The 18,648-nt window shown below is 67.9% G+C and carries 16 protein-coding genes; 5 read left to right on the top strand and 11 right to left on the bottom strand.

The genetic code is table 11. From position 1 onward, the window contains the following. Positions 1 to 13 precede the first annotated feature (13 nt). From GKZ92_RS17475 to GKZ92_RS17465, 3 genes are all read left to right on the top strand, one after another. Complete coding sequence (locus tag GKZ92_RS17475; RefSeq protein WP_155225478.1) at positions 14 to 1,132, top strand: GNAT family N-acetyltransferase; 1,119 nt, start codon at positions 14 to 16, stop codon at positions 1,130 to 1,132. 234 nt (positions 1,133 to 1,366) lie between these two features. Continuing rightward, positions 1,367 to 2,695 (top strand): fatty acid desaturase family protein, encoded by a 1,329-nt coding sequence (locus tag GKZ92_RS17470; protein WP_006360146.1) that lies wholly within the window; start codon positions 1,367 to 1,369, stop codon positions 2,693 to 2,695. Positions 2,696 to 2,764: 69 nt separating this feature from the next. Then, positions 2,765 to 3,961, top strand: a complete 1,197-nt coding sequence (locus GKZ92_RS17465) for a fatty acid desaturase family protein (protein WP_155225477.1) — start codon at positions 2,765 to 2,767, stop codon at positions 3,959 to 3,961. Here the strand turns inward: GKZ92_RS17465 and rsgA are convergent. From rsgA to GKZ92_RS17445, 4 genes are read right to left on the bottom strand one after another with little or no spacing between them, the layout of a single operon-like run. Continuing rightward, on the bottom strand, positions 3,915 to 4,958 hold the full coding sequence (rsgA, locus tag GKZ92_RS17460; protein WP_006360144.1) for a ribosome small subunit-dependent GTPase A: 1,044 nt from the start codon (positions 4,956 to 4,958) through the stop codon (positions 3,915 to 3,917). The genes GKZ92_RS17465 and rsgA overlap by 47 nt on opposite strands. Then, the gene (aroA, locus tag GKZ92_RS17455; protein WP_155225476.1) at positions 4,955 to 6,220 is read right to left on the bottom strand and encodes a 3-phosphoshikimate 1-carboxyvinyltransferase; all 1,266 of its coding nucleotides are present in this window, start codon (positions 6,218 to 6,220) and stop codon (positions 4,955 to 4,957) included. The genes rsgA and aroA overlap by 4 nt, the downstream gene beginning before the upstream one ends. A gap of 57 nt (positions 6,221 to 6,277) precedes the next feature. Next, positions 6,278 to 6,661: a VOC family protein gene (locus GKZ92_RS17450; protein ID WP_042377378.1), complete on the bottom strand. Its 384-nt coding sequence runs from the start codon at positions 6,659 to 6,661 to the stop codon at positions 6,278 to 6,280. After that, on the bottom strand, positions 6,662 to 6,916 hold the full coding sequence (locus GKZ92_RS17445; protein WP_005197507.1) for a hypothetical protein: 255 nt from the start codon (positions 6,914 to 6,916) through the stop codon (positions 6,662 to 6,664). A gap of 183 nt (positions 6,917 to 7,099) precedes the next feature. Between GKZ92_RS17445 and GKZ92_RS17440 the strand changes: the two genes are divergently transcribed. After that, positions 7,100 to 7,477 carry a cupin domain-containing protein gene (locus GKZ92_RS17440; protein WP_039880293.1) on the top strand — a complete coding sequence of 126 codons (378 nt, stop codon included), beginning with the start codon at positions 7,100 to 7,102 and terminating at the stop codon, positions 7,475 to 7,477. 82 nt (positions 7,478 to 7,559) lie between these two features. Here GKZ92_RS17440 and GKZ92_RS17435 read toward each other — a convergent pair whose 3' ends face one another. Then, positions 7,560 to 9,257, bottom strand: a complete 1,698-nt coding sequence (locus tag GKZ92_RS17435) for a nucleobase:cation symporter-2 family protein (protein ID WP_042377375.1) — start codon at positions 9,255 to 9,257, stop codon at positions 7,560 to 7,562. 75 nt (positions 9,258 to 9,332) lie between these two features. Here GKZ92_RS17435 and GKZ92_RS17430 point away from each other — a divergent pair, with 75 nt between their 5' ends. Next, positions 9,333 to 9,821, top strand: coding sequence for an NUDIX domain-containing protein (locus tag GKZ92_RS17430; RefSeq protein ID WP_042377373.1), 489 nt, complete (start codon positions 9,333 to 9,335; stop codon positions 9,819 to 9,821). An 87-nt stretch (positions 9,822 to 9,908) separates the two neighbouring features. On the opposite strand, the gene GKZ92_RS17425 is transcribed toward GKZ92_RS17430, so the two are convergent. The 6 genes from GKZ92_RS17425 to groL all read right to left on the bottom strand — a co-directional run bounded on the left by GKZ92_RS17425 (position 9,909) and on the right by groL (position 18,646). Then, a complete protein-coding gene (locus GKZ92_RS17425; protein ID WP_042377368.1) occupies positions 9,909 to 11,450 on the bottom strand; it encodes a PH domain-containing protein in 1,542 nt (513 codons plus the stop codon). Then, positions 11,437 to 11,955, bottom strand: a complete 519-nt coding sequence (locus GKZ92_RS17420; protein WP_042377366.1) for a PH domain-containing protein — start codon at positions 11,953 to 11,955, stop codon at positions 11,437 to 11,439. Before GKZ92_RS17420 ends, GKZ92_RS17425 begins: the two co-directional genes overlap by 14 nt. A 54-nt stretch (positions 11,956 to 12,009) precedes the next feature. Next, positions 12,010 to 12,771, bottom strand: coding sequence for an SDR family NAD(P)-dependent oxidoreductase (locus GKZ92_RS17415; RefSeq protein ID WP_042377364.1), 762 nt, complete (start codon positions 12,769 to 12,771; stop codon positions 12,010 to 12,012). Positions 12,772 to 12,840: 69 nt separating this feature from the next. Next, positions 12,841 to 14,619, bottom strand: a complete 1,779-nt coding sequence (locus tag GKZ92_RS17410; protein WP_042377362.1) for an acyl-CoA dehydrogenase — start codon at positions 14,617 to 14,619, stop codon at positions 12,841 to 12,843. Positions 14,620 to 14,948: 329 nt separating this feature from the next. After that, entirely contained in the window at positions 14,949 to 16,742 is a 1,794-nt protein-coding gene (locus GKZ92_RS17405; protein WP_042377361.1) for a sigma-54-dependent Fis family transcriptional regulator, read from the bottom strand. 251 nt (positions 16,743 to 16,993) lie between these two features. Next, on the bottom strand, positions 16,994 to 18,646 hold the full coding sequence (groL, locus tag GKZ92_RS17400) for a chaperonin GroEL (RefSeq protein ID WP_042377358.1): 1,653 nt from the start codon (positions 18,644 to 18,646) through the stop codon (positions 16,994 to 16,996). Positions 18,647 to 18,648: the final 2 nt, after the last annotated feature.

The following is an 18,648-nucleotide window of genomic DNA, read 5'->3' as shown; positions in this document are numbered from 1 at the left end:
CGAGGGCTGACCGGTGAAAGCCGCGGTCCGGATTCCCGAAAACGTCCCCGTTCTCACCGACGGCGGGGTGACACTGCGGCCTCATGAGCCCCGAGATCTCGATCGCATGGTCGAGCTCGCGGCCGATCCGGCCATGATGCGGTGGACACCCGTCCCGGCGCCCTACAGTCGCGCCGCCGCCGAGAGATTCGCCCTCGACTATGCGCCCAGGTCCTGGGCGGACGGCTCCCGCATGTTGTGGGCCGTCGAGTTCGACGGCAGGTTCGTCGGCACCGTCGACCTCGCCGGGGAGGGCCCGCTCAGCAGGCTCAGTTACGACCTCCATCCCGACGCCCGCGGCTGGGGCGTGATGAAACGCGCCGTCCTGCTCGCGGTCGACTATGCCTTCACCGAGGCCGGCAAGGAGGTCGTCCGCTGGACGACGGTCGCCGGCAACATCGACGCGTTGCGCGTCGCGCACTCCTGCGGATTCCGGCTCGACGCCGCGGTCCCGGACGGGGTCGAGGTCCGCGGCCACATCCGTGATGCGTGGGTCGGCTCGCTGCGAGCAGACGACGCACGGGAGCCGCAGACCGAGTGGCGCACCGACGTCTTCGAGACCGAGCGGTTCCGCCTCCGGCCCCTCGCGGAGCACGACGACCCACGCATCCGCGAGACCCTCGACGACCCGACCTCCCGCAAGTACCTCTTCGCGCGGCCCGACCCGCTGGAGCTCGAACACGCGGCGGCCGAACGTCTGCGCAAGTGGTGGACCGCTGCGCAGGGCGTCACCTGTACGTGGGCCGTCGCCGACCTCGAGACCGACGACTACCTGGGCGACATCACCCTCTTGCACATCGACGAGGTCACCGGCGCCGAGGCCGGCTTCTACACCCATCCCGAAGCGCGCGGGAAAGGCGTGCTGGCAGAGGCGTTTCCGGCGTCCGTGCGCTACGCGTTCGAGAAGTTCGGTTTCCGGCGGCTGACGCTGTTCGCCGCCGACAGCAACGAGGGCAGCAAGAAGCTCGCCCGCGCAGCCGGTTTCCGCGAGGTCAGCAGGCAGAAGCTCGCCGCCCGCTCCGACGGTGTCTTCGAGGATCTCATCGGCTTCGAGCTGTTCGTCGACGACTACCGTGAGGCCGCGGACAGCTGATCCCGCCGGTTTCCGCCGGTCGAGCCCACCCTGCCGGTTGAGCCTGTCGACCCCCCCCGCGCAAAAAACCGTGCCGTCAGGGCGGCTCACCGCTGGACACACCCGCGCCCCGTAACCTACGCTTGCGTAAGTTACGGAAACGTAAGGGTCGGAAGATTCGGCGTGAGCCGGTCGGTGTAGAGGTCGTCGTCGACCCCCACCGAGACCCATCCCACCTGCGAAGGGACCACACGTATGGCGATCACGGACATCCCCGAATACGCACACCTGTCCGAGGCGGACGTCGAGGCACTCGGCGCCGAGCTCGATGCGATCCGCGCGGAGGTCGAGGCCAGCCGGGGTGAACGTGACGCCCGCTATCTCCGCAACACCATTCGCTTCCAGCGTGGCCTCGAGCTCGCCGGACGCGCACTGCTCTTCGGCTCCACCAAGAAGTCGCTCTGGTGGGCCGGCGCTGGTGCGCTCGGCGTGGCGAAGATCGTCGAGAACATGGAGCTCGGGCACAACGTGATGCACGGGCAGTGGGACTGGATGAACGATCCCGAGGTGCACAGCTCGACGTGGGAGTGGGACAACACCGACCCGTCGGCGCACTGGAAGCACACCCACAACTACATCCATCACAAGTACACGAACGTGCTGGGCATGGATGACGACGTGGGCTACGGCCTGCTGCGCGTCACCCGCGACCAGCGCTGGCGTCCGTTCAACTACGGCAACCTCGTCTACAACACGATCCTCGCGCTGGCGTTCCAGTACGGCGTCGCCGTGCAGCACCTCGAGCTGGGCAAGAAGCGACGGACGCCGGAGGAACGGGAACAGTACAAGCGCGACGTCGCCGACGTGCTGTCGAAGATCGGCAAGCAGGTCGCCAAGGACTACCTCGCCTACCCGGCGCTGGTCAGTGCGACCACCGGGCACAAGGTCGGGTACGTCAACGCCTACCGCAAGGCGGCCACCGCGACCGCGCTCGGCAACGTCATCCGCAACGTGTGGAGTAACGCCGTCATCTTCTGCGGGCACTTCCCCGACGGTGCGGAGAAGTTCACCAAGCAGGACATCGACAGCGAGTCCCAGGCCGAGTGGTACCTGCGCCAGATGCTGGGCAGCGCCAACTTCGACTCCGGTTTCGTTCTCGCGTTCATGAGCGGCAACCTGTCGTACCAGATCGAGCATCACATCTTCCCGGACCTGCCGAGCAACCGGTACGCCGAGATCGCGGTGAAGGTGCGCGCGCTGTGCGACAAGTACGACCTGCCCTACACCTCGGGTCCGTTCCCGGTGCAGTACGCCAAGACGTGGCGGACCATCGCCAAGCTGTCGCTGCCGGACAAGTACCTCAAAGCGACCGCCGACGACGCGCCGGAGACCGCGTCGGAGCGCCGCTTCAAGCAGGGGCTGCCCGAGGGTGCCCGGCTGCGGGCCACCATCGACGAGCAGACCGGTACCCGTCGCGGACTGCGCTCGGCCATCGCCGGGCTGCGTGAGCGTCGTCGCGCCGGTCGCGGACGTGCCGTGGTGACGCCGCTGCGTGCGACGCGTGACGACGAGGCCGCCGCCTGATCGGCGATGGCGGGTGGTCGGACCCCGCGCCGGGGCAGGGAATCGAAAAGGTCGGCATAATGGGGCTCAATGGCCATCGCTGACATCAATGAGTACGCGCATCTGACCGACGCCGACGTGGAGGCGCTGGGTGCCGAACTCGACACCCTTCGCCGCGAGATCGAGGCGGATCGGGGGATGCGTGACGTCAAGTACCTGCGACGCACGATCCTGGCGCACCGCGCGCTCGAGGTGACCGGACGCGTCGCGCTGCTCGGCAGCCGCTCGCGGCCGCTCTGGCTGCTCGGTACCGGCGCGCTCGCTCTCTCGAAGATCATCGAGAACATGGAGCTCGGGCACAACGTGATGCACGGGCAGTGGGACTGGATGAACGACCCGGAGGTCCACTCGACCACCTGGGAATGGGACATGGTGTGCGCCTCGCCGCACTGGAAGCATTCCCACAACTACATCCATCACAAGTACACCAACGTTCTCGACATGGACCACGACGTCGGTTACAAGACGTTGCGCGTCACCCGGGACGATCCGTGGCAGCCCAAGCTGCTTCTGCAGCCGCTGACCAACGTCGTGCTCGCGGCGCTGTTCGAGTGGGGGATCGGTCTGCACGACCTGGATCTGAAGGACGTCATCTCGGGTGCCAAGCCCAAGGAGATCGCGAGACCGCAGCTCAAGTTGTTCGCCCGTAAGGTCGGCAAGCAGATCGTGAAGGATTACGTGTTGTTCCCGGCGTTGTCCGGTCCGAACTTCACACACACGCTGACGGCGAACCTCACCGCGAACCTGATCCGCAACCTGTGGGCCTATGTGGTGATCTTCTGTGGCCACTTCCCTGATGGCGCAGAGAAGTTCACGGTCGAGTCCCTCGAGAACGAGACACAGGGGCAGTGGTATCTGCGGCAGATGCTCGGGACGGCGAATTTCGACGCCGGGCCGGCGATGGCCTTCTTCAGCGGTAACCTCTGCTACCAGATCGAGCATCATCTCTATCCGGATCTGCCGAGCAACCGCTACGCCGAGATCGCCGTTCGGGTCCGAGCGCTGTGCGACAAGTACGACCTGCCCTACACCACGGGTCCGCTTGCGGTGCAGTACTTCCAGACGCTGCGCACGATCAACAAGCTGTCGCTGCCCGATCGGTTCCTCCGTGCGACCTCCGACGATGCGCCGGAGACGGCGTCGGAGAAGCGCTTTGCCGGGATGCCGCGGGCAACCGGCCTCAAGGCCGCGATTCGGGAGCTTCGGGCGCGGCGTCGTCGGCGCTGAGTCCGCCGCCGACCGCGACGAGTAGGTGTCGCACGGCCATCGCGCGACGATAGGAGTGTCCCCCGAGTCCGTCGAGTTTGCACTCCGGATCTGCCGGCGGGCCGAGATGTGTACAGCCCCTGGGGCATTCGGCGATGGCATCCTGGAGATCGTCGAAGGCGGCAACGATGTCGTCGGCTCCGACGTGGGCGAGTCCGAACGACCGGATTCCGGGGGTGTCGACGACCCAACCGCGCGGGACACTGTCGCCGGGTAGCGGCAAGGCGACCGACTGGGTCGAGGTGTGCCGCCCCTTACCCACCCCGGACACCACGCCGGTTGCTCGATAGGCATCGGGCACAAGACGATTGACGAGCGTCGACTTGCCGACACCGGAGTGTCCGATGAATGCGGTGATACGGCCCCGGAGCGTCGCGAGGATCTCGTCGAGCGGATCGTCGCGCCCGGCCCGGATGACGGGAAGCTCGAGGTCGGCGAAGGCGGCGGTGAACTCGGTCGGGTCGGCGAGGTCGGATTTCGTCAGGCACAGGATGGGGGACAGGCCGCCGACGTAGGCCGCCGCCAGCGCGCGTTCGACGAATCCGGTACGGGGTGGCGGGTCGGCCATCGCGGTGACGATCAGCAACTGGTCGGCGTTGGCGACCACGATCCGTTCGTACGGATCCGAGTCATCGGCGGTGCGGCGCAACACACTTCGACGCTCGGCGACACGCACGATCCGCGCCAGGGTGTCGGGTTTCCCGGAGAGATCACCGACCACCGACACGTCGTCACCGACGACGATGGGGGTCCGGCCCAGCTCTCGCGCGCGCATCGTCACGACGCGACGGTCAGGATCGCCGCCGAGGACGACACCCCAGCGGCCGCGATCGACCGACACGACCATGCCCTGCTCGGCGTCGTCGTGGGACGGGCGGGTCTTGGTGCGAGGACGGGTGCCCTTGCCGGGACGAACCCTTACATCGGATTCGTCGTAGCTCGCCGCCCGGCGGCTCAATGGTGCCCGATCATCTGCTGCCACATACCGGGGAAGTCGGGCAGCGTCTTGCTCGTCGTCTCGATGTCGTCGACCACGACGCCGGGGGTCACGAGTCCGATGATGGCGCCGGCAGTGGCCATGCGGTGATCGGCGTAGGACTCCCAGGTCCCGCCGTGCAGGCTCGTCCCGGTGATCCGGAGACCGTCCTCGGTCTCGGCGCAGATCCCGCCGAGACGGGTGATCTCGGTGGTGAGGGCCGCCAGCCGGTCGGTTTCGTGGCCGCGCAGGTGGGCGATGCCACTCAGCGTCGACTCGCCGTCGGCGAGGGCGCAGAGGGCGGCGATGGTCGGGGTCAGTTCACCGATGTCGCGCAGGTCGAGGTTCACGCCCTTCAGCACCTCGGGTCCGCGGACGCTGAGGGTGCCCTCGAGGTGCTCGACGGTGCATCCCATTGCGGCCAGGACGTCGGCGATGCGGGCGCCGGGCTGTGTGGTGACCGCCGGCCAGTACGGCACCCGGACCTCTCCGCCGGTCACCGCGGCAGCGGCCAGGAACGCCGCCGCGTTCGACAGGTCGGGTTCGACGGTCCAGTCGACGGCCCGGATCGGACCGGGCGACACGCGCCAGACATCGGGTTCGGAGGTGTCGACCTCGACGCCGGCGGTCGCCAGCATCTCGACGGTCATGTCGATGTGGGGAGTCGACGGGACGGGCGGTCCGACGTGGCGGATGACGAGCCCCTCGTCGAACCGGGCCGCCGACAGCAGCAGACCCGACACGAACTGCGAAGACCCGGACGCGTCGATGGTGACCTCGCCACCGCGCACGCGTCCGGTGCCGTCGATGGTGAAGGGCAGCCGGTCACCCTCGATCGCGACCCCCAGCCCGCGCAGGGCGTCGAGGATCGTGGTCTGGGGCCGGACCCGGGCCTGCGGGTCGCCGTCGAAGCGCACCCGGCCGGCGGCCAGCGCGCCGAGCGGCGGCAGGAATCGCATCACCGTGCCGGCGAGACCGCAGTCGACGTCGGCGCCGTGCAACGGTCCTGGGGTGAGCGAGACGGTGGTCTCCGCCGCGGGGTCGATGCGCACCTGCACACCGAGTGCCTCCAGAGCACTCAGCATCAGGTTGGTGTCTCGGCTGCGGAGGGTTCCGCGGACGGTCGACGGGCCGTCGGCGAGCGCGGCGAGGGCCAGCGCGCGGTTGGTGATGGACTTGGAACCGGGCAGCTCGACGGTGGCATCCAAGCCGCTCGCGCAGGTGGGCGCGTTCCAGGAACTCATGCGATCCAGTTTGTCATGCCCGGTCCGGCCGGTTTCATCACCGCCGATGCCCTCCGGCTAGCGGTTGTCCTTGCGCAGCGGATGACCGGTGGGGATCTCGACGACGATGATCGTGCGTCCGTCAGGGTCCTCGGCGTGCATCTCGATCAGGCCCCACGGCTCGGTCCGCGGCTCGCGGGTGACCGTCACCCCGCGATCCCGGAACTGCTTCCCGGTGGCCTCGGCGTCGCGTACCTGCAACCAGAGCACCGCGTTGCTCATCGGGTCGGGGGCGTCGGTCTTCATGTGCGTCGAGATCTCGATGAGCCCGTTGCCGGCGAAGAACACGATGCCGCCGGGGTACTCCCGATGGATCGGGAGACCCAGCTGGTCACGGTAGAAGGCCTGCAGACGCTCGGGATCTGCCGAGAGTAGGAGCACCCGGCTGGACAAGACCTCCATCTACTGCCCCTCGGTGCTTCCGGCGGAGCCGCCCACGGCGTGGCCCCGGTTGTAGTCGGTGTGACCGGCGGCCTCGTACGCCGCGCGTTCACGCGCCAGGCGATCTGTCTCGCCGATCGGCGTCGCATCCCCGAAGGCGAAGGCCGACGCGTGCGGCCACTCGTGCGGTACGTCGGGGTCGACGATGCGGTCGTCGAGGCCGTCGGCTGCGGAACCGTCGTCGGCGCCGGGGCCGGGTTCGAATCTGGAGGACATGGAACCCACGATATGCCGATTCGCGGCGAGGGGGGCCGTGTCCGGGGTCCCGCGGCGTCGTGTCGGGCGGAGGCGGCTTCGGCGCCCCCACCTGCGCCGGATCGTGTGCCGACCGCTACCGAACCGCAAGGTCGGGTTCGTAGCGTCAGAGGAGGGTCGGGTGGATCCAAACCGGAGGGAATCATGACCGCCACCAAGCATCGCACCGAGCACCGCGACTTCGCCTCACCCGACGAGGTCCGCACCTTCGGTCACGGCCGGATGAACGTGCTCAACGTCGGGGACTCCGAGATCGGCCGGCTCGAGTTGCAGCCCGGCTGGCGGTGGTCGGTCGACGTGAAACCGATCGCCGGCACCGAACTCTGTGAGGCGCCGCATTTCCAGTACCACGTCTCCGGGGTGCTGCACATCGTGATGGCCGACGGTACCGAGTTCGACGCCGGGCCCGGGCAGATCACGTCGCTGCCGTCCGGGCACGACGCCTGGGTGGTCGGCGATGAGCCGGTGGTCACCGTCGATTTCTATGGCGCGAGCAACTACGCGAAGGCCGATGCGGGGTAGGGCGCGCCGAGAACTGAATCGTGGATGTCGCCTGCCGTGACGCCGGTCGACACGTTCGGCGACATCTGGACGGTCCGCCCGTTCACGAACCGCGCCGCGAGAACCCGCCGTCGGTGTAGCCGTCCCAGGTCTCGAAGACCCGCATCACCTTGGGATCGCCGAGGCCTCTGATGTGGTCGCACAGGTCCTTCGGGCTCGACGGGTTGGTCACGATGAACTGGTGCAGCGACGCGTCGTGATCGGCGAGGTAGCGCAGGGTCTCCGGCGGGGTGTCGGGGTCGGCGGCCGCAAGGGCGTCCCGCGGGTCGAACGCCGGTGCCCGGACGCCGTCGGAGGCCGAGACCGTGGGTTCGCCGACGACCGCGATGTCCCCGGTGTTGTGGTAGTCGACCGGATCGGACGACACGCTGCGGGTGTTGAGCAGCAGGTTCAGCAGGATCGCGGTGATGGCGCCGGCCGAGATGCCCGAGTGGAAGATGGTCTGGAACCAGTCCGGGAACTGCGAGTACATGTCGAGCACGACGTCGACCGGGGCATCGCCGAGAGCGCGGTCGGTGTAGTAGATCTTCGCCTCGGTCAGCATCGCAACGCCCACCGAGATCGCGACGACGAGCACGTTGACGTTGTTGAACTTCACCTTGGTGAGGGTCCGGATGCCGCTGGCCGCGACCATGCCGAACAGTGCCACACCGGCGCCGCCGAGCACCGGGAGCGGGATGCCCTCGACGACCGCCGCCATCTTCGGCAGCAGACCGAGGACCACCAGGATGATGCCGGCACAGGTCGCCACGTGGCGCGTGCGGACGCCGGTGATGGCGACGAGGCCGACGTTCTGTGCGAACGCCGTGTACGGGAACGTGTTGAAGATGCCGCCGAGGACGGTGCCGAGTCCGTCGGCGCGCATGCCGTCGGCCAGGCGGCGCGGGGTGATCTTCTCGTCGACGATCTCACCGACCGCGACGATGTCGCCCGTGGTCTCGGTCATGATCACCACGCCGACGATGATCAGCGAGATGATCGCGCTGATCTCGAAGGTCGGCGCGCCGAACTGGAACGGCTGCGGCACACCCACCCACGGGTATTCGCCGACCTTGTCCCAGTGGGTCATCCCGAACGGGATGGACACGAGCGTGCCGATCGCCAGGCCGAGGAGGATGGAGACACGGCGGACGGCGTCGGGTGCGAAACGCTCGATGGCGACGATGATCGCCAGGGTGAGGAAGCCGAAGCCGATGTTCTTCGGGTCGCCGAAGTCGGGGCCGGAGGCGGTGCCGCCGCCGAACCAGCCGGCCGCCACCCGCATCAGCGAGACGCCGATGATCAGGATGATCGTGCCGGTGACCAGCGGCGGAAAGAACCGGATGAGCCGCCCGACGATCGGTGCCACCGCGATCATGAACACGCCGCACGCGATCACCGAACCGTAGATGGCGGTGATGCCGTAGCTGGTGCCGATGGTGATCATCGGGCCGACGGCGGCGAAGGTCACGCCCTGCATCAGCGGGAGCCGGACGCCGAACCGCCAGAACCCGACGGCCTGCAGGATCGTCGCGATACCGGCGACTAACAGGTCGGCCATGATCAGGTGGACGATGTCGCCCTGCTGTAGCTGCCCGGCCCCGACCATCGCGCCGCCGACGATCAGCGGGACCGCGACCGCACCCGCGTACATCGCGAGCACGTGCTGGAGGCCGAGCGGGAACAGTTTGACGAACGGCGGGATCTCGTCGACCGGACGCGCACCGGTCTTCCCGTTCTTCACGACGTCGATTAACGGCATGACTGGTTTCTACGTACCCGGTATTTCCGCGGAGGCGCGTCCGTGTGTCGGCGGTGTTTCCGCGAAGATATATCGGTGACCGTATCCTCGACTCGCCGCAGCGCGGGCATCCTGCTGTTCCGCCGTAGCGGCCCCGACGGCGTCGAAGTGCTCATCGCTCACCCCGGCGGCCCGATCTGGGCCCGCAAGCCGGACGAAGGCTCGTGGTCGATCCCGAAGGGGCTGGTCGACGCCGACGAATCGGAGTGGGACGCCGCGCGTCGTGAGTACCTCGAGGAGATCGGCAGCCCGCTGCCCGGCGGTCCGCACATCGACCTCGGCGAGGTGAAGCTCAAGAGCGGCAAGACCGTCATCGGCTTCGGCGTCGAGGGCGATCTCGACGTGACGACCGTCGTATCCAACACCTTCGAGATGGCGTGGCCGCCGCGGTCGGGCCGCATGCGATCGTTCCCGGAGATCGACCGCGCCGAGTGGTTCGACCCGGAGACCGCGAAGAAGAAACTCAACCCCGCTCAGGCGGCGTTCGTCGACCGGCTGCTCCAGGCGCTACCCGACGCCGGGTGATCGACGATCCCGCCTGTCGGATTCCTTCCCGCCGATCGAGCTCGGTAGGCGGGAAGGAAATCACCATGCGGATGCGGGGCCGTCGACCTACTCGGCCATCGGACGGAGGAACGGTGCCACCCAGTCGGGTGTCACGTCGGAAGTGATCGCCGCGGCGGTCGCATCGTCGACGTCGACGAGCGAGTAGTGCTCGGAACCGGCGGCCGTCGCGAGGATCAGCGTGCTCACCCCGGCACGGCGTTGGAAGACCGATGACCGGCTCGCCCAGCCGATCACGCCGGCGCGGTCGACGACGATCCGCTGCCGGGCGACCGTCGGGGGAGCGATGACCACCGACCGGGCGGTGAGACGGTGACCGAGGTGCCGGGCCCGGACCATGCCGAGACCGATCGAACCCGCGAGCGCGAGCACACCCACGGCGATCCAACCGACCGGGATCGCGCCGCCGATGACCGCGATCGAGATCCCGGCGAGGATCACCAGACCCGAGAGGAATCCCCGGTTCAGGCGGCGGATGCGGGCGACGCGGCCGTGTCCGGTCAACGCGGCGGTCAGTTCGGACCGCTCGTGGGTGACGAGGTCGGCGACCCGCATCGCCTCGGACATCGGGGCCGGCGGCAGCAGCAGCGGGTGTTTGGTCGCACCGGTCGCGATCGCCTGCAGACGGGCACCCTTCAGCGGTCGCATGAGGATCGGTTCGGTCAGGTGGCTGCCGCGGATGCGCTTCTCGTCGAAGCTGATCGAGTTGGTGGTGAGTAGTCCGCGTTCGGTGCGCAGGGTCCCGTCGGGATGCCGGGTGAGGCGGAAGTCCCAGTAGCTCAGGACATATCCGATCACCGAGAGGACGGCGCCGATGAGGATCACGGCCACCACGGCCACGGCGATGACCAGTGCGAGCGGGATCGACCGCACGGTGTCGAAGGCGTCGCGTGCGAGGCCGACCCCCTCGTCGAACATGCCTGCGTCGTTGGCGATCTGGACCCCGACGCCGGCGACCGCGGCGGCGATCGCGAGACCGCCCATCGAGAACGGCGAGTACCGCAGCCAGGCGTTCTGGAAGCTGGTGAGCACCTCGGGTGCGGCCGTCGGCATCTCGGCAGCGAACTGCTCCTCCGACGCTGCTGCCGCAGACCGGGTTCCGGCCGTCGGCATCAGGTTGTCGTGCAGGGCGCGCGCCTCGGGGAGGGTGACGGCGCGGAGTTTGACCTGCGACGCCTGTTCGTCGCCGCCGGTACCGATGGTGACCTTCTGCAGATTCAGCACACGGTGGACGAGTGAGGCGGTGAGGTCGACGCTGCGGATGCGGTCGCGGCGGGCGGTGGCGACCTTCTTGGTGACCAGCCCGCTCCGGACCCGGACGTGTTCTGCGGTCACCTGATAGAAGGTGGTCAGCCACGGCACCACCGTCACCAGCGGCACGAGGACCACGGTGGCGAGAAGTGTCACCAGGGGCGCGCTCCGCCCGGCGAAGACCAGTGCGATGAGGACCGGAACCAGCGACGGGAGCGATTCGACGACGGTCACCGCCATCATCCACGGGGACAGTCGATGCCATTCGTCCGGCGCGTCGATGTAAAGGCCCGGGGTGGCCGGCGGCACCGCACCGGGTTGCGGCTCAGGTCGCGTCATCGGTGAACGCCTGGGTGCGGATGGTCAGGTCGGATGCGGTCGCGCGGGCGAGTTCGGCGTCGAGCCCCTCGATGTGGATCGTGCCCGCCGACGACGCCGTGGTCACCGTGAGCTTCCCCAGTTTCAGCAACTGTTCCAGGGGACCGGCCTCGGTGTCGACGACCTGGATACGTGCGATCGGGATGATCACCCGGTGCCGGACGAACCAGCCCGATTGGGCGTACACCGCATCCTCGCTGACCTCCCAGCGGTGAAAGCGATACCGCCACAACGGGACCACCACCGTGTAGAACACGGTCAGCAGGGCCAGGGCGATCGCGGCGAGCGTTGCACCCCACCGTGCGTCGGGCACGACGACCGCGACCACGATGGCCGCGATGGTCGCCGGTACGCCCAGGATCAGCGGACCGATGCGCCACAGGGTCTTGGCGCGCGGATCGACCTGGTTGACCGGCTCTCGCAGGGTGGGATGCAGCGGATTGTCGGGAGCGGGTGCGGATTCCATTGCGACCAGTCTAGGGCCGCCCCCGCCGCCGACCGCGGCAATCGCGTGCCGCTTCTAGGTGATGGTGACGCCACCGTCGACTGCGAGGGTCTGCCCGGTGACGTAGCCGGCGGCCGCCGAGGACAACCAGATCGCGGTCGCGGCGAGCTCTTCTCCGTAACCGGTGCGACCCAGGACGACCCGCGGCATCTGCGAGTCGAGGTAACCGGGCTGGTAGGTGTCGGTCATCTCGCTCTCGAAGAAGCCGGGGGCGATGGCGTTGACGCGGATTCCCTTGCGCGAACCCCACTGCTGGGCCAGGTCCCGGGTGAGACCGATGACGCCGGCCTTGCTCGCGGCGTAGGCGGCCTGCGGCAGCCCCGCGGTGGTGATGCCGAGGATCGACGAGATGTTGACGATCGCGCTGCCCGGCTGCATGACCCGTCCACACGACTGGGCCATCCAGTAGGAACCGTTGAGGTTGATGTCGATGACGTTCCGGAACTGTTCGGGGGTCTCCCGAGTCGCGGGATAGGCGGTGCCGACGCCGGCGTTGTTGATGAGGACGTCGACCTTTCCGAACGTTTCCATCGCCGCGTCGACGACGCGCTGGCAATGCTCGGGGTCGGAGACGTCGGCGGGGACGACAAGAGCCTTGCGGCCCAGCGCTTCCACGGCGGCAGCGGTGTCGGCGAGCTTCTCCGCTCGACGCGCGGCGAGCACCACGTCGGCGCCGGCCTCGGCGAAGCCGCGGGCGAAGGAGACACCGAGTCCCGACGAAGCGCCGGTAACGATGACCACCTTGCCGGTGGTGTCGAACAGATCCATCACGGACATCGTTGTCTCCCTTGCGTGTTTCTCCGGTGACGCGGCGCAGAGGCGCCGCGCCGTGATCGGCGGGTGTGGTCAGAACCAGGACGGTTCGACGTCGAGGGTGGTGCGGTCGAGCGCGGTGAGGAGGTCGAGCTGCGGACCGGTCTTCGGTAGTTCATACCGGAAGAAGTACTGCGCTGCAGCGCGTTTGCCGTCATAGAAGTCGCCGGTCCGGCCGTCCGCGGCGAGGAGTTGTTCGAGCCACATCCAGGCGATGACGATGTGGCCGGTGGCCTCGAGGTAGAGCGTGGCGTTGGCGAGCGCGAGCTTCGGGTCGCCCGACGACCAGATGTGTGCGGTCACTTTGACGAGCCGGTCGACGATCGACTGCAGGGTCTCGGCGTATCCGGCGGCGGCCGGCACCTCGAGTGCACGTGCGACGGTCGCGCCGATGGTCTCGGCGAGCAGTGCCAGACCGGCACCGCCCTGCATGATCACCTTGCGGCCCAGCAGGTCTAGGCCGTGGATGCCATGTGCCCCTTCGTGGATGGGGTTGAGGCGGTTGTCGCGGTAGTACTGCTCGACGTCGAACTCACGGGTGTATCCGTACCCGCCGTGGACCTGGATCGCCAGGCTGTTGGCCTCCAGGCACCACTGCGACGGCCAGCTCTTGGCGATCGGGGTCAACACCTCGAGCAGCAGCTCGATGCGGGCGCGTTCCTCGGCGTCGGCGGTCGTCGCGGCCTGGTCGACGAGAACGCTGCAGTACAGCTCGAAGGCGAGCGCGCCCTCGACGTAGGACTTCTGGGCCAGCAGCATCCGCCGGACGTCGGCGTGCTCGATGATCGGCACCGGCTTCGAGGACGGATCCTTCTGGTCGACGGGGCGTCCCTGCGTGCGCACCTTCGCATACTCCAGCGACGCCTGGTACCCGGCGTAACCCAGTGCGGTGGCGAGGAATCCGACGCCGATGCGTGCCTCGTTCATCATGTGGAACATGTAGGAGAGGCCGCGGTGCTCCTCGCCGACCAGATATCCCACCGCGCCGGGGGTCGTGTCGGGGGAGAAGGTGCCGTCGCCGAAGTTGAGCAGCGTGTTGGTGGTCGCGCGGTTGCCCATCTTGTGGTTGAGGCCGACCAGGGCGACGTCGTTGCGGGTGCCGTCCGGCAGGAACTTCGGCACGATGAACAGCGAGATCCCCCTGACGCCGGGACCGCCACCGGGCGCTTTGGCCAGCACGAGATGCACGATGTTCTCGGTCAGTTCGTGGTCGCCGGCCGAGATCCACATCTTGGTCCCGGTGATCCGGTAGGTACCGTCGCCGGCCGGTTCGGCCTTGGTGGTGATGTCGGCCAGCGACGACCCGGCTTGCGGTTCGGACAGGCACATCGTCCCGGCGAAGCGGCCTTCGACGAGCGGGCGGACCCAGGTGTTGCGTTGTTCGGGGGTCGCGTACTCGGCCAGCAGGTTGGCGTTGCCGACCGTGAGGAAGTTGTAGGACGACATGGCCGCGTTCGCCGCCTGGAACCACACCGCGGACGCTTGCCGGATGACGGTCGGCAGCTGCATGCCGCCGAGTTCCTCGTCGAAGGAGGCGGCGATGAGGCCGGCCTTGCGGAACTCGGCGAGGCCCGACACCACCGCGTCGGGGAGGACGACCTTGCCGTCGTCGCCGATGTAGGGCTCGTTGGCGTCGCCGATCTTGTTGGCCGGGGCGAAGCATTTCATCGCGATGTCGGCGCTGAGCTCGAGGACGGCGTCGAAGGTGTCGCGCGAGTGCGCCGCGAAACGGTCTCGGGAGGTCAGGGCCTCGACGTCAAGCCATTCGTACAGCAGGAACTCGAGGTCCCGCCGGGACATGGGTGTGGCCATCGCACTTCCTCGTGATCGGACCGCCGTTGTGGTGCCGTTCAGGGGCACCCGTTCATCATGCATCTACCGATCGTCCGCTCGGTATCCGACCCTATTTGGAGGGGCCGCTTTTAACCATCGCTCGACGGTTGTTACGAGTATCACACCTTGTCACTTCTCCTTGTAAAGGTGTGTGGCCCGTGATGGACTACTGCCGATTCACGATCGTGAATAACTTCGGTTATGGCGTGAAGATGCAGGTCACGGGGACGGTGCCATTCGGCGGGGGTGGCATCGTCCCGACCTGCCCGCCGCCGATCCCGACCGCCGATCCCCGGTGCCGGCGCCGACTACACGTCGATGCCGAACTCCTTGATCTTTCGATAGATCGTCGCCCGGGAGATGCCGAGTGCATGGGCCGCCGCGACCTTGTTCCGACCGTTCTCCTCCAGGCTCCGCACGATCGCATCCCGTTCGAGCGCCTCGATGCGGGTGAGGGTGTGCCGGCTCTGTGCGCGATAGGTCGGCGGCAGATGCTGCGCCGTGATCGTCCCCGACCGATGGTGGATGACCACGTCCCGTAGCGCCTGCCGGAGTTCTGCGACGTTGCCCGGCCAGGTGTACTTGCTCAGCTGCCGCATGGCGTCCGGCGCGACCTCGAGTTCCCGTCCGCGCGTGAGTTGCAGGAGGATGGCCGGCACCAGCACCTGAAGGTCCTCGATGCGATGGCGCAGTGGCGGTACCTCGATGGTGTGCGAGAAGAAGGGGAGCAGGGTGACGCCCAGGGTGGGTGTCGCGTCGCCGGCGCTGAGGGTCATCCCCAGCCAGCCCGCGTGCTCGCGTCCCTGCATCACCTCGGCGACGTCGAACAGCATGTCGTCGTCGAACTCGTCGGCATCGCGCAGGATGATCGCGAAGCCGTCCGTGTCGAGCTCCGCGGCGAAGCTGTCGAGGGTGTCGGTGTCCTGGAAGTCTGCGGCGGCGTACACGCGAATCGTCCCGTGCCGGCATTGTCCCGCCGCTGCGCGGAGAACCGCCGACCGCCCCGAACCCCGTTCGCCCGACACCGCGATCCAGTGGCCGGCACCCACGTGCTGGGCGATGCGGTCGCTCGCCTGCCGCCACGATGAGCTGCGGCCGACGATCCCGGGCAGCATTGAGGCCGTCGAGGGTCGGCGCTGGGGTGAGGTGGCGGTGGCCGAATCCATCAGGTGCACATGGAAAACCGCGATGCCGGCCGCTGCGTCAGAGAACTCGACGACCGGCGCGAGTCGTACCGAGCGGCCGCTGGGCAGCGTGTTCACCCGCCGCCCCGCGGCGACATCAAGGGTCTGGTCGACGGCGTGCTCGAGCATCGACACCTGATCCTGCGGGTCGATGCTCTGCCGAAGACGTCGGTTCATCAGCACGACGTCGGCGGCGATGGCGAGGACCATCATCTGGGGTGCGCGTCGACAGGTCGCGAGATAGGCCGAGAGGAGCCGGGATTCGCTTTCGCTGGCGTTCGCGAGCATCTGCTGTTCGATCTGCACGGTCGCCGACTTGGCCAGGGACAGCAGCAGGGAACCGCCCTTCTCCACCCACCCGGTGAGGTCGAGGGCCCCGACGACGCCGCCGGAGAACGGGTTTCGGATAGGTACCCCGGCGCAACTGAGCTGGGCGAGGCATCCCGCATAGTGTTCGGCACCGGTGACGAGGGTGGCCTGCCGGGTTTCGAGGGCGGTGCCGATCCCGTTGGTGCCGGCGTGCTCTTCGCTGTAGCTGTAACCGGGTGCGAGTGACACCGCGTCGAGCTGGCCGAGGAGTTCGCCGCTGCCGGCGGCACGGGACAGCACCACACCGTCCGGCGAGGTGAGGATGATGCTCACCGGTTCCGACGAGAGGTCGGTGGCGAGCTGGTCCAGCACCGGCCGGGCCGCGGTCATCAGCGGACTGTCGGTGTTCGGCTCGCGGACGAACGGGAGTTCCAGCCGGTCTGTCTGCACCTTGAACGAGCGCGAACGGCGCCACGAGGTCGAGATCGCATCTCGAACGGCACCGGTCAGGCGATCGTCGACGACACCGTCTTCGCTGAGGAATCGCTCGCGCGCCCGTGCTACGTGGGCGACGGGTTCACGAGACTGGTCTGTTGGCTTGGGCTTCACCGGGACCGCAACTCCCTACTGTGATGTAGGTCTCATTCCAAGGCAGTGTAGCGGACGAGCCTACGTTCACGCGCGTGAACGACCAGGTGTCTTCATCCGATTCGTACTGGTCAAGGGGCATACGGGTGACATTTCGGGCAGCCGGAAGTGGGCCGGTCGCGATCCACGCCGAGAACGAATCTGCAATCGCGACCGGCCCCCGTCGCCGCTGCAGCGACGACGTCCCCGCCGGGGTCTTGGAGGAGGGCGGACTAGTAGATGTTGGAGGGCCGCACCATCCCCTCGGCGAGATCACCGAAGCCCGGGGCCTCGATCGCGCCCGGATGCGTGAACACCTCCTCGACGACGGCGGTCTCGGTGGTGATCAGCAGTGCGGCGATCGACGCGGCGCTCTCCAGCGCGGCCTTGGTGACCTTGGCCGGGTCGATGACGCCTTCGTCGAACATGTCGCCGTAATTGCCGGTCATCGCGTTGAATCCGTGGCCGAGGGGCAGTCCGCTCACGACCTTGACCACCTCCTCGCCGTCGAAGCCGGCGTTGGTGGCGATCCAGAACAACGGTTCGGCCATCGACCGGCGGACGACGTCGATGCCGGCGCCCTCGTCACCGCCCACGTCGCCCAGCGCCTCGAGGGCCCGATGTGCCTGTGCCAGCGCGGTTCCGCCGCCGGAGACGATGCCGTCCTCGACCGCCGCCCGCGTCGCCGCCAGGGCGTCCTCGACGCGGAGCATGCGTTCCTTCAGTTCGACGCTGGTCACGCCACCGACTCGGATGACCGCGACCCGGCCGGTGAGGCGCGCGATCCGTAGCTCCAGGCTGTCCCGGTCGGCGTCGATCCGCGCACGTGCGTGCTGCGCCTCGAGTTGCGCGACACGAGCGTCGACGAGGGTCTGGTCGCCCCGCGCACCGACGATCGTGGTCGAGTCCTCGGTGACGGTGATCCGGTCGCACTGTCCGAGGTGTTCGAGGGAGACCTCGTGCAGCTCGAGGCCGGTGTCCTTGGCGATCACGTGACCACCGAGCGCGACGGCGAGATCCTCGAGTTCGGCGACGCGGCGATGACCGAAGCCGGGTGCCCGGACGACCACCGACTGCATCGTCTTGTGCATGTTGCCGCCGACGAGCAGTTGCAGGGCGGGACCGTCGACGTCCTCGGCGAGCACGACGAGCGGACGGTCGGCGCGCTTGGCCGCCTCGATACTCGGCATGATCTCCTGCACCGAGGTGATCTTCTTGTTCGTCAGCAACACCACCGGGTTGTCCAGAACCGCTTCCATCCGTTCGGGATTGGTGACCATGTACCCGGAGATGTAACCGTGGTCGAACTCGATGCCGTCGACGACGTCCACCGACAGGCCGAGGGTGTCGCTCTCCTCGGTGGTGATGACGCCGTTGCGGCCGACGTATTCGACCGCGGCGGCGATGGCCGAACCGATGACCTCGTCGTCACTCGCGGCCAGGGTCGCGATGCGTTCGAGATCGCTGCGGCCGCCGAGTGTGACGGACTGTTCCGACAGCGCGTCGATGACCGTGCTGATCGCACGCTCGATACCGCGGCGCACCCGCATCGGGTTGGCGCCCTGCTCGACGGCGCGCAGACCTTCGCGAACCATGGCCTGCGCCAACACGGTTGCGGTGGTGGTGCCGTCACCGACAACCCCGTTGGTCTTCATCGCCACTTCCTTGACCAGCTGTGCGCCCATGTTGGCGAACGGATCACGCAGCTGGATCTCGCGGGCGATGGTCACCCCGTCGTTGGTGATGGTCGGTGGGCCGGTGAGCTTCTCGAGGACCGCGTTGCGGCCCTTCGGTCCCAATGTCACCTTGACCGCGTCGGCGAGTGCGTTCACTCCTCGCTCGAGCCGCAGTCGCGCTTCGGCGTTGTAGCGCAACTCCTTGGCCATGG

The sequence above is a fragment of the Gordonia sp. 135 genome (genome assembly GCF_009720185.1).
GTDB classification, from domain to species: domain Bacteria; phylum Actinomycetota; class Actinomycetes; order Mycobacteriales; family Mycobacteriaceae; genus Gordonia; species Gordonia alkanivorans.
The sequence above is the reverse complement of the archived record's forward strand: the minus strand, read 5'-3'. Positions and strand labels throughout refer to the sequence as shown.

What these genes read in the sequence shown, in the direction of transcription:
- GKZ92_RS17470 (WP_006360146.1), top strand. Translation starts at nt 1,367, where the DNA reads ATGGCGATCACGGACATCCCCGAATACGCACACCTGTCCGAGGCGGAC.
- GKZ92_RS17465 (WP_155225477.1), top strand. Translation starts at nt 2,765, where the DNA reads ATGGCCATCGCTGACATCAATGAGTACGCGCATCTGACCGACGCCGAC.
- aroA (WP_155225476.1), bottom strand. Translation starts at nt 6,220, where the DNA reads ATGAGTTCCTGGAACGCGCCCACCTGCGCGAGCGGCTTGGATGCCACC.
- GKZ92_RS17450 (WP_042377378.1), bottom strand. Translation starts at nt 6,661, where the DNA reads ATGGAGGTCTTGTCCAGCCGGGTGCTCCTACTCTCGGCAGATCCCGAG.
- GKZ92_RS17445 (WP_005197507.1), bottom strand. Translation starts at nt 6,916, where the DNA reads ATGTCCTCCAGATTCGAACCCGGCCCCGGCGCCGACGACGGTTCCGCA.
- GKZ92_RS17440 (WP_039880293.1), top strand. Translation starts at nt 7,100, where the DNA reads ATGACCGCCACCAAGCATCGCACCGAGCACCGCGACTTCGCCTCACCC.
- GKZ92_RS17435 (WP_042377375.1), bottom strand. Translation starts at nt 9,257, where the DNA reads ATGCCGTTAATCGACGTCGTGAAGAACGGGAAGACCGGTGCGCGTCCG.
- GKZ92_RS17425 (WP_042377368.1), bottom strand. Translation starts at nt 11,450, where the DNA reads ATGACGCGACCTGAGCCGCAACCCGGTGCGGTGCCGCCGGCCACCCCG.
- GKZ92_RS17420 (WP_042377366.1), bottom strand. Translation starts at nt 11,955, where the DNA reads ATGGAATCCGCACCCGCTCCCGACAATCCGCTGCATCCCACCCTGCGA.
- GKZ92_RS17415 (WP_042377364.1), bottom strand. Translation starts at nt 12,771, where the DNA reads ATGTCCGTGATGGATCTGTTCGACACCACCGGCAAGGTGGTCATCGTT.
- GKZ92_RS17410 (WP_042377362.1), bottom strand. Translation starts at nt 14,619, where the DNA reads ATGGCCACACCCATGTCCCGGCGGGACCTCGAGTTCCTGCTGTACGAA.
- groL (WP_042377358.1), bottom strand. Translation starts at nt 18,646, where the DNA reads ATGGCCAAGGAGTTGCGCTACAACGCCGAAGCGCGACTGCGGCTCGAG.